Genomic DNA, 9,775 nt, shown 5'->3' on the forward strand with positions numbered 1-9,775 from the left:
GGCGGGTTCTCGGCGAGGCACACCCACACGTAGCCGAGCCACTCGCGGACCGCCACGCTCGCCAGGCCGTACTCGGTGCGGCCGATGTCGGGCATCTTGGTCAGGTTGGGGGCCGCGACCAGCTTGCCGTTCAGGTCGTACGTCCAAGCGTGGTACGGGCACTGGAAGGCCCGCTTCACCTCGCCGGACTCCTGCGTGCAGAGCTTTGCGCCCCGGTGCCTGCACACATTGAAGAAGGCCTTGACCGAGCCGTCCCGCGAGCGGGTCAGCAGGACGCTCTCCCGCCCGACGTCCACGGTCCGGAACGCACCCGGCTTCGCCAGTTCCGACGAGCGTGCCGCGCAGAACCACATGGCCTCGAAGATGTGTTCCTGCTCCAGGCGGAAGATCTCCGGGTCCGTGTAGTGGTCGCCGGGAAGGGTCGCGATCAGGCTGTCCGGCAGGCCGGTCGTGGTCATGGTTCACCTCGGAGTGAAGCGCCCCGGGTCGGGCGAGTGGTTGCCTCATACGCAACGGACCTCTTGCTACGCAACTCACAGTGCAGTCCGCCCGAAGCACTGTCAAGACCTTGACCCCGGGCCTCCAAAGCCGGGACGATGTTGCGTATCAGTCCTGCTGTTGCGCAATACGCACTTCCCTCAGGGAGGGCTCAGTGTCTCTTGGACCCACCACCGGCCGTGAGTTCGTCCTCACCCTGTCGTGCCCCGACCGCTCGGGCCTCGTCCACGCCGTCACCGGCTTCCTCGTCCGGCACTCCGGGAACATCCAGGAGAGCCAGCAGTTCGACGACCGGCTCAAGGACCGCTTCTTCATGCGGGTGCACTTCGACGTCACGGACCCGGGCATGACGCTGGAGGACCTGAAGTCCGGCTTCGCCCCGGTGGCGGAGGCGTACCGGATCTCCTGGCAGCTGTACGAGGCGTCGACCCCGACGCGCACGCTGATCATGGTGTCCAAGTTCGGCCACTGCCTGAACGACCTGCTCTTCCGCTGCCGTACCGGCGCACTGAACATCGAGGTGCCGGCGATCGTCTCCAACCACCGGGACTTCGAGCCGCTCGCCGAGAGCTACGGGATCCCGTTCCACCACGTGCCCGTGACCCGGGAGACGAAGCCCGAGGCGGAGGCGCGGCTGCTGGAGCTCGTCGAGGAGCTGGACATCGACCTGGTGGTCCTCGCCCGCTACATGCAGATCCTGTCGAACGACCTGTGCAAGCAGCTCGAAGGCCGGGCGATCAACATCCACCACTCGTTCCTGCCGAGCTTCAAGGGCGCCCGGCCCTACGTCCAGGCGCACGAGCGCGGCGTCAAACTCGTCGGGGCGACGGCCCACTACGTCACCCCGGACCTCGACGAGGGGCCCATCATCGAGCAGGACGTCGTCCGGGTGAGCCACTCGCAGGGGCCGGACAGCCTGGTCGCCCTGGGGCGTGACGTGGAAGCGCAGGTCCTGGCCCGGGCGGTGGAATGGCACAGCCAGAGCCGCATCATGGTCAACGACAACCGTACGGTCGTCTTCCGCTGAGGAAAACGACCTCCACCCCCTCACACCCGTTGACCATTTCGCCTAGGGTTTCGCCATGAGCAACCACGGTGCCGAGTCCGCAGGCGCTCCGAGTGGCGGAGTGCAGTCCGTTGACCGCGCTGTCGCCGTGCTGGAGATCCTCGCCCAGCACGGCGAGGCGGGCGTGAGCGAGGTGGCCGAGGCGATCGACGTCCACAAGTCCACCGCGTTCCGTCTGCTCGGTGCGCTGGAAGCGCATGGGATGGTCGAGCAGGAGAGCGAGCGCGGCAAGTACCGTCTCGGCTTCGGAGTCGTGCGCCTGGCCGGGGCGGTGACGGGCCGTATCGCCGTCACCCGGCACGGGCGGGGCATCTGCGAGCGTCTCGTCGACGACGTGGGCGAGACGCTGAACATCGCCGTCCTCGAATCCCACCACGCGATCAACCTCTACCAGGTGCGCAGCACCTCGGCCATCGCCGCGCAGAACTGGGTGGGGCGGCAGACGCCGCTGCACTGCACGTCGAGCGGCAAGATCCTCCTCGCGCACCTCGACAAGAAGGACCGCGACGAGCTCCTCGCCGAGACGGGTCTGCCCCGTATGACACCGAGCACGGTGACTTCCAGGAAGAAGCTGGAGGCGGACCTCGCCGTGGCCCGCGAACAGGGCTACGCCATCACGATGGAGGAGTACGAGGAGGGCCTCAACGCCCTCTCCGCGCCCGTGCGTTCCGACGAGGGCGAGGTCGTCGCCGCCCTCAGCGCGTCGGGGCCGGCCTTCCGCCTGACCGAGGAGCGGATGCACGAGCTGGCAGCCGTCCTCGTGGCGGGAGCGGACGAGCTCAGCCGCCGTCTGGGCTGTCCGGGCTGAGTCCCGGCCGGGCGGCTGACCAGGGCAGGAGGCGTACGGCGAGCGGTGGTCGGAGAACCGGTGTCCGGTTCTCCGACCACCGCTTTCGCGGTGTCCGGGTTCAGCCCGTCCACTCCACGGCGGCGTCCAGCAGCCAGTCCGTCAGGTAGGCGGCGAAGGAGGAGCGGACCAGTACCCAGAACCCGGCCCGCGGGTCGTCGCGGGCCACCAGGACGACCTGGGTGCGGCCCAGGGTCGTCTGGGCGCAGCGTCCCGGACCGAAGACGCGCGGGTGCAGGTCGAGCGAGCAGCCGTGGGCCAGCAGGTCGTGGGCACGGGGTCCGGCGACGAGGAGCGTGGTGCGCTGGGCCGAGACGTCGACGACGGATACGGGCTCGTCCCCGGCGGCCTCCCGGATCCGGTTCTCCAGCCAGCGCCGGCCGTCCGGCGGGCCCACCACGAGCCACTCGTCGGGGCCGAGCCACAGCGCGGTCAGCTCTCCGGCGCGGACGACGCTGCCGGGCTCGACGGGCAGTTGCAGGCCCAGTGCCGGCCCGACGGCGTCCGCCGCCGCTCCCTTGGGATCGAGGCGGACGTCGATCTGGGTCAGGAAGGGGAGTTCCGCGAGCCGGACGGCGCCCCCGGAGGTGCGGGTCGCGGCGGCCAGCCGGTCCGCGGCGTGCGACAGGGGGCTGCGGAGCGGGGCGGTAAGGGCGGTGTCAGCCATCGCGGCGGGCTCCCTCGGGGTCGTAGAGGACGGGGCTCGCGACGGTCACCGGGACCAGCCGGTCACCGACGGGGGCGTAGAGGCGCTCACCGATGCGCTCGCGTCCGCCCTTGACCAGCGCGAGCGAGAAGGTCCGGCCCAGGGCCGCACTGCGGTAGCTGGACGTGACATGGCCGAGCATCGGAACGGGGGGCGCGGGCAGCACGCTGTCGGCGACCAGGTGCGTGCCCTCGGGGAGGAACGTGCCCGGGTCCTCCGGGAGCAGCCCGACCAGGTGCTTGCGGTCGGGCCGGACGGTGTCGGCGCGGGCGAAGGAACGCTTGCCGATGAAGTCGGGCTTCTTCTTCGACACCGCCCAGCTCATCCCGAGGTCCTGCGGTGTCACCGTGCCGTCGGTGTCCTGGCCGACGATCGGATAGCCCTTCTCCGCGCGCAGGACGTGCATCGTCTCCGTGCCGTACGGGGTGATGCCGTACGGGGCGCCCGCCGCGTACAGGGCCTCCCACAGGGCGAGGGCCTCCCAGGGCGACACGTTGATCTCGTAGGCCAGTTCGCCGGAGAAGCTGATCCGGCACACCCGGGCCTCGATGCCCGCGACCGTCGTGTCCCGCCACGCCATGAACGGGAAGTCGTCGTTGGCGACGGCCAGTTGCGGTGCGAGTGAGCCGAGCACCTCGCGGGACTCCGGACCGACCAGGGCGACGGTGGCCCACTGTTCGGTCACGGAGGTGCAGTGGACCTTCAGCTCGGGCCACTCCGTCTGGAGCCACTCCTCCATCCAGTCCAGCACGGTGGCGGCGTTGCCCGTCGTGGTGGTGACCAGGTAGCGGTCCTGGTCGAGGCGGATGACGGTGCCGTCGTCGAAGACCATCCCGTCCGGGCGGCACATCACGCCGTAGCGGATCATCCCGACCCTCAAGGTGCTCATCATGTTGGTGTAGAGCAGGTCGAGGAAGGCGGCGGCGTCCGGTCCCTGGACGTCGATCTTGCCGAGGGTGGAGGCGTCCATGAAGGCGACGCCCTCGCGCGCGGCGGCGCATTCGCGCAGCACGGCCGTCTCCATGTCCTCGCCGGCCTGCGGGTAGTACCAGGGCCGCTTCCACTGGCCTACGTTCTCGAAGAGGGCGCCGTGCGCGACGTGCCACTCGTGCAGGGCGGTGGTGCGGACCGGGTCGCTCAACACGCCGCGGTCGCGGCCGGCGAGGGCGGCGAAGGAGACGGGGGTGTACGGGGGCCGGAACGTGGTCGTGCCGAGCGCCGAGATGTCCACGCCGAGCAGTTCGGCGACGACGCCACTGGCCAGGACGCCGGAGGTCTTGCCCTGGTCGTTGGCCGTGCCGGCCGTGGTGTAGCGCTTGGTGTGCTCCACCGAGCGCATTCCGGCGCCGGTCGCGCGGGCGAGGTCGTCGACGGTGACGTCGCGTTGGAGGTCGACGAAACGCGGGGCGCCCTCCCGGCCGGGGACGGTGAACACCGGCATCGACGGCGTCTGGGGCTGTGCCGCCACCCGCGGCAGGCGGGGCGCGTCCGGGGTGTAGCCCTCGGCCTCGATCGCTCGGGCTCCCGCCGCCGCCCCCTGTACGAGGATCCGGCCGAGGTCGAGGACACCGCTCGCTGCGCCCGCGACCTCTACGGCCTGCCGTGAGGAGTCGGGGACGAAGCTGCCGAGCTGCTCGTCGTGACGGAGCCTGCCGCCCGCCTGGCTGAACAGGTGCGCGACCGGGTTCCAGCCGCCCGAGACCAGGAGCAGGTCGGCGGCGAACTCCCGTCGCCCAGTCGTCTCCCCGAACGGTGCGACCGTGACAGCGGTGAGACGCGGGGCGCCTTCCGTGGCGGTGACGGCGTGGCCCGCCAGTACCTCGATGCCGGCCCGGCGGGTGCGCTCGGCCCACTCCCCCGGCTCGGGACGGGTGTCGACCACGGCCTCGATGGCCACGCCCGCCGCGGCGAGGTCCAGCGCCACCGCGTAGGCGCTGTCGTTGGTGGTGAAGACGACCGCGTGGCGGCCGGGCAGGGCGCCGTGGCGGTTGACGTGGGCGCGGGCCGAAGCAGCCAGCATCACCCCGGGCCGGTCGTTGTCCGCGAAGGCCAGTGAGCGTTCGTGGGCGCCGGTGGCGAGGACGACGTGGCGGGCCCGGATGCGGTGGACGCGTTCCCGGGAGACCTTCTCGGGGGCCGCGGCACCGAGGTGGTTGGTGCGGCGCTCGACGGCGAGCAGGTGGTTGTCGTCGTAGTAGCCGAAGACCGTGGTGCGGCGCAGGACTCGCACGTCGGGGGCGGCGTCGAGCCGGGCGGTCGTCTCGGCCACCCAGTCGAGGAGTTCGCCGGTGCCGAGGAGGCTGCCGCCGTGCTCCGGCTGGTCGTCGGCGAGGATGACGCGGGCACCGGAGCGGGCTGCGGCCGCCGCTGCGGCGAGGCCGGCCGGGCCGGCACCGACGACCAGGAGGTCGCAGTGGGTGTGCACGGCGTCGTAGCGGGCCGGGTCCGGTGCGGTGGCGAGGCGGCCCTGGCCGGGGAGGCCGGTTGCGACGAGGCCGTCGTAGAGCTCGACGGTGGTGGCCGGGAGCATGGGCTCGGGGAACGGTTCCTCGATCTGGACGACCGCGTTGGGTTCCTCGACGCCGGCCGAGAAGATGCCGCGGGGGCGGCCCCGTTTGATGCTGGTGCCGGTCTGGATGACGCCGTTGGCGAGGAGGGCGGAGGCGAGGGTGTCGCCCTCGTAGCCCTGGTATTCGGTGCCGTCGAAGGTGAAGGTGAGGGGCTTGTCGCGGTGGATGCGGCCTCGGGTGGGGTGGCGGAAGGGCTGGTTGTTCTCCCCCACCCCGCCCCTTCCCGAAAGCAGGGGCACTGCCCCCGAACCCTGCTGGGGGCTCTGCCCCCAGACCCCCGTATCGGCCTGAACGGCCTCGTCCACAAGCGCCGGACAGGCTGCCTGCGCCGCACGTGCCTCGAGAACGGCCGGTCGCTCCTCCCCCGCCCTGTACACCGTCAGGATCTCGTTCGTCGAGGTGTCCCGGACGGCGTTGAACCAGCGGCGGCAGCCCGCGGCGTGACTCCAGCGTTCCGCGAAGGGGCCCCTGGGGTTGTCGCGGTAGAAGAGGTAGCGGGCCCACTCCTCGTCGGTGAGGGACTCCGGGGCCTCCGGGTACGGCACATGGGCCTGGCCGCCGTAGTGGAACTCGGCCTCGTCGCGAGGTCCGCACCACGGGCAGGGGATCAGCAGCATGGATCGGCTCCCAAAGCTTCCAGTGGTCCTAGTGGGCCACCGCGGCCGCGCCGTGCTCGTCGACGAGCGCGCCGGTGGTGAAACGGTCGAGCGAGAAGGGGGCGTTCAGCGGGTGCGGTGTGTCGTGGGCGATGGTGTGGGCGTAGACCCAGCCGACGCCGGGGGTGGCCTTGAAACCGCCGGTCCCCCAGCCGCAGTTGAGGTAGAGGTTGTCCACCGGGCTGAGCCCGATGATCGGTGAGGCGTCGGGGCTGACGTCGACGATGCCGCCCCACGTGCGCAGGACATGGGCGCGGGCGAAGACCGGGAAGAGTTCCAGGGCCGCCGCCATCTGCTCCTCGATGATGTGGAAGGCGCCGCGCTGGGTGTACGAGTTGTACGCGTCGATGCCCGCGCCCATCACCAGCTCGCCCTTGTGGGCCTGGCTGACGTACACGTGGACCGCGTTGGACATGACGACCGTCGGGTGGACCGGTTCCAGCAGCTCCGACACGAGGGCCTGCAAGGGGTGGCTCTGCACGGGGAGGTCGATCCCGGCCATGGCGGCCAGGACCGAGGTGTGGCCCGCCGAGCAGAGGGCGACCTTGCCCGCGGCGATCGGGCCCCGGGTGGTCCGGACTCCGACGACCCGGTTGCCGATCACGTCGAGGCCGGTGACCTCGCAGTTCTGGATGATGTCGATGCCGGCGGCGTCGGCCGAGCGGGCCAGGCCCCAGGCGACGTGGTCGTGCTTGGCGATGCCCGCGCGGGGCTGGTAGGTGGCGCCCAGGACGGGGTAGCGCACGTCCGGCGCGATGTTGACGATCGGGCAGACGTCCTTGACGCCGTCCGCGTCGAGCCACTCGGCGTCCACGCCGTTGAGGCGGTTGGCCTCGACGCGGCGCACACTGTCCCGGACGTCCTGGAGGCTGTGGGCGAGGTTCAGTACGCCGCGCTGGGAGAAGAGGATCGGGTAGTCCAGCTCGTCCGCCAGGCCCTCCCACAGCTTGAGGGCGTGCTCGTAGATGCCGGCGCTCTCGTCCCAGAGGTAGTTGGAGCGGATGATCGTGGTGTTGCGGGCCATGTTGCCGCCCGCCAGCCAGCCCTTCTCCAGCACGGCCACGTTGGTGATGCCGTGGTTCTTCGCCAGGTAGTGGGCGGTGGCCAGGCCGTGGCCGCCGCCGCCCACCACGACGACGTCGTAGGAGCGCTTCGGCTCGGGGTTGCGCCAGAGCCGGTCGGGGTGTTCGGGGAGCTCGGCGCCGGGGGTGCGGGGGCTCATCGGGCGTCTCCGTTGTCCGACAGGTGCGGGTAGAGCGGGTGCTTGGCGGCCAGGGCCTCCGTGCGGGCACGCAGGGCGGCCACGTCCGGCTCCGGCTGGAGAGCGAGGGCGATGACGTCCGCGACCTCGGCGAAGTCCTCCTCGGTGAAGCCGCGGGTGGCCAGGGCCGGGGTGCCGATGCGCAGGCCCGAGGTGACCATGGGCGGGCGCGGGTCGAAGGGCACGGCGTTGCGGTTGACGGTGATACCGATCTCGTGGAGCAGGTCCTCGGCCTGGCGGCCGTCCAGCTCGGAGTGGCGCAGGTCGACCAGGACGAGGTGGACGTCCGTGCCGCCGGTCAGCACCCTGATTCCGGCGGCTGCCGCGTCCGGCTGGGTGAGGCGTTCGGCGAGGATGCGGGAGCCGGCGAGCGTCCGGGACTGGCGTTCGGCGAACTCCGGTGTCGCGGCGACCTTGAACGACACCGCCTTCGCGGCGATGACGTGCTCCAAGGGGCCGCCCTGCATGCCGGGGAAGACAGCCGAGTTGATCTTCTTGGCGAGGTCGGCCTCGTTGGTGAGGATGACGCCACCGCGCGGACCGCCGAGGGTCTTGTGCGTCGTCGTGGTCGTGACGTGGGCGTGCGGCACGGGGCTCGGGTGCAGTCCTGCCGCCACCAGGCCGGCGAAATGCGCCATGTCGACCATCAGCAGGGCGCCCACCTCGTCGGCGATCCTGCGGAAGGCCGCGAAGTCCAGCTGCCTGGGATACGCCGACCAGCCCGCGATGATCATCTTGGGGCGGTGCTCCTTGGCGAGCCGCTCGACCTCGTCCATGTCGACGAGGTGGTCCGCCTCCGAGACGTGGTAGGGCACGACGTTGAGCATCTTGCCGCTGTAGTTGATGCGCATGCCGTGCGTGAGGTGCCCGCCGTGCGCGAGGTCGAGGCCGAGGACGGTGTGACCGGGCCGGAGCAGGGCGAAGAAGACGGCGGTGTTCGCCTGGGCGCCCGAGTGCGGCTGGACGTTGGCGAAGCCCGCGCCGAAGAGGGACTTGACGCGCTCGATGGCCAGCCGCTCGGTGACGTCGACGTGTTCGCAGCCGCCGTAGTAGCGCCGGCCGGGGTAGCCCTCGGCGTACTTGTTGGTCGCGACCGAACCCTGCGCCTCCATCACGGCGGAGGGCGCGAAGTTCTCGGAGGCGATCATCTCCAGGGTGGACTGCTGCCGGTGCAGCTCGGCGCGGAGCGCGGAATGGACCTCGGGGTCCAGCTCCGCCAGGGGGGTGTTCAGCGCGTTCATACGGCGTTCGCGTTCCTCTCGGCGGCCTCGACGACATTGGCGAGCAACATGGCACGGGTCATGGGGCCCACGCCCCCGGGCATCGGCGCCAGCCATCCGGCGACCTGGGCGGCGTCCGGGTGGATGTCTCCGACCAGGCCCTGGTCGGTGCGGGTGATGCCGACGTCCAGGACGGCTGCGCCGGGGCGCAGCATGTCCTTGGTGATCAGTCCGGGCGAGCCGGCGGCCGCGACGACGATGTCCGCCTCGCGAACGTGCCAGGCCAGGCCCTTGGTTCCGGTGTGGCAGAGGGTGACGGTGGCGTTCTCGGAGCGGCGGGTGAACAGGAGCCCGATCGGCCGACCGACCGTGATGCCCCGCCCGACGACACACACCCGGGCTCCGGCGAGCGGCACGTCGTGCCGGCGGAGCAGTTCGACGATGCCGCGCGGGGTGCACGGCAGCGGCGCCTCCACGCCGAGGACGAGCCGGCCGAGGTTGACGGGGTGCAGTCCGTCGGCGTCCTTCGCCGGCTCCATGCGCTCCAGTACGGCGCCGGCGTCCAGGTGGCGGGGCAGCGGGAGCTGGACGATGTAGCCGGTGCAGGCGGGGTCGGTGTTGAGCTCGTCGATCGTCTCCTCGACCTGCCGCTGAGAGGCGTCCGCGGGCAGCTCCCGCCGGATCGAGGCGATCCCCGCCTGGGCGCAGTCCCGGTGCTTGCCACCGACGTAGGCACGACTGCCGGGGTCGTCACCGACCAGGACGGTCCCGAGGCCGGGCGCCCGACCGGTGAGGGCGGTCAACTTGGCCACGCGCTCGGCGAGTTCACTGCGGATGGCGGCGGCAGTGGCCTTGCCGTCGAGGAGTTGTGCGGTCACCTGAAGGGTTCCTTCCAGCGAGGCTGTGGTCGAAGGCGCTCAAGGGGCGCGGGGAACTGCGCGACAAGCCACG

General features: G+C 71.3%; 8 protein-coding genes. 2 read left to right on the top strand and 6 right to left on the bottom strand.

Annotation, left to right across the window (positions count from 1 at the left end; translation table 11 throughout):
* Positions 1–458, bottom strand: a 458-nt coding sequence (locus GTY56_RS22535; RefSeq protein WP_161367147.1) for an aromatic ring-hydroxylating oxygenase subunit alpha, incomplete at its 3' end; no start/stop codon positions are given.
* A 194-nt stretch (positions 459–652) separates the two neighbouring features.
* On the opposite strand from GTY56_RS22535, the gene purU reads away from it, so the two are divergent.
* Together purU and GTY56_RS22545 are read left to right on the top strand one after the other, a co-directional pair.
* Positions 653–1,525, top strand: a complete 873-nt coding sequence (gene purU, locus GTY56_RS22540) for a formyltetrahydrofolate deformylase (RefSeq protein ID WP_161367148.1) — start codon at positions 653–655, stop codon at positions 1,523–1,525.
* A gap of 55 nt (positions 1,526–1,580) precedes the next feature.
* On the top strand, positions 1,581–2,372 hold the full coding sequence (locus tag GTY56_RS22545) for an IclR family transcriptional regulator (RefSeq protein ID WP_202510584.1): 792 nt from the start codon (positions 1,581–1,583) through the stop codon (positions 2,370–2,372).
* 100 nt (positions 2,373–2,472) lie between these two features.
* Here the strand turns inward: GTY56_RS22545 and GTY56_RS22550 are convergent, their stop codons facing one another.
* Genes GTY56_RS22550 through GTY56_RS22570 form a run of 5 tightly spaced genes read right to left on the bottom strand, consistent with a single transcriptional unit; the run spans position 2,473 to position 9,702 of the window.
* Positions 2,473–3,078 (bottom strand): sarcosine oxidase subunit gamma, encoded by a 606-nt coding sequence (locus GTY56_RS22550; RefSeq protein ID WP_161367149.1) that lies wholly within the window; start codon positions 3,076–3,078, stop codon positions 2,473–2,475.
* Positions 3,071–6,304 carry a sarcosine oxidase subunit delta family protein gene (locus GTY56_RS22555; protein WP_161367150.1) on the bottom strand — a complete coding sequence of 1,078 codons (3,234 nt, stop codon included), beginning with the start codon at positions 6,302–6,304 and terminating at the stop codon, positions 3,071–3,073. Before GTY56_RS22555 ends, GTY56_RS22550 begins: the two co-directional genes overlap by 8 nt.
* Positions 6,305–6,332: 28 nt before the next feature.
* Positions 6,333–7,565 carry a sarcosine oxidase subunit beta family protein gene (locus tag GTY56_RS22560; RefSeq protein ID WP_161367151.1) on the bottom strand — a complete coding sequence of 411 codons (1,233 nt, stop codon included), beginning with the start codon at positions 7,563–7,565 and terminating at the stop codon, positions 6,333–6,335.
* Positions 7,562–8,845, bottom strand: a complete 1,284-nt coding sequence (glyA, locus tag GTY56_RS22565) for a serine hydroxymethyltransferase (RefSeq protein WP_161367152.1) — start codon at positions 8,843–8,845, stop codon at positions 7,562–7,564. Before glyA ends, GTY56_RS22560 begins: the two co-directional genes overlap by 4 nt.
* Entirely contained in the window at positions 8,842–9,702 is an 861-nt protein-coding gene (locus tag GTY56_RS22570; protein WP_161367153.1) for a bifunctional methylenetetrahydrofolate dehydrogenase/methenyltetrahydrofolate cyclohydrolase, read from the bottom strand. The genes glyA and GTY56_RS22570 overlap by 4 nt, the downstream gene beginning before the upstream one ends.
* Positions 9,703–9,775 lie beyond the last annotated feature (73 nt).

This window comes from Streptomyces sp. SID5643, from assembly GCF_009872555.1.
In the GTDB taxonomy this organism is placed as follows: Bacteria; Actinomycetota; Actinomycetes; order Streptomycetales; family Streptomycetaceae; genus Streptomyces; species Streptomyces iakyrus.

Excerpts from the sequence above, each read along its gene's own strand:
- GTY56_RS22545 (WP_202510584.1), top strand. The coding sequence starts at position 1,581 with ATGAGCAACCACGGTGCCGAGTCCGCAGGCGCTCCGAGTGGCGGAGTG.
- GTY56_RS22550 (WP_161367149.1), bottom strand. The coding sequence starts at position 3,078 with ATGGCTGACACCGCCCTTACCGCCCCGCTCCGCAGCCCCCTGTCGCAC.
- GTY56_RS22555 (WP_161367150.1), bottom strand. The coding sequence starts at position 6,304 with ATGCTGCTGATCCCCTGCCCGTGGTGCGGACCTCGCGACGAGGCCGAG.
- GTY56_RS22560 (WP_161367151.1), bottom strand. The coding sequence starts at position 7,565 with ATGAGCCCCCGCACCCCCGGCGCCGAGCTCCCCGAACACCCCGACCGG.
- glyA (WP_161367152.1), bottom strand. The coding sequence starts at position 8,845 with ATGAACGCGCTGAACACCCCCCTGGCGGAGCTGGACCCCGAGGTCCAT.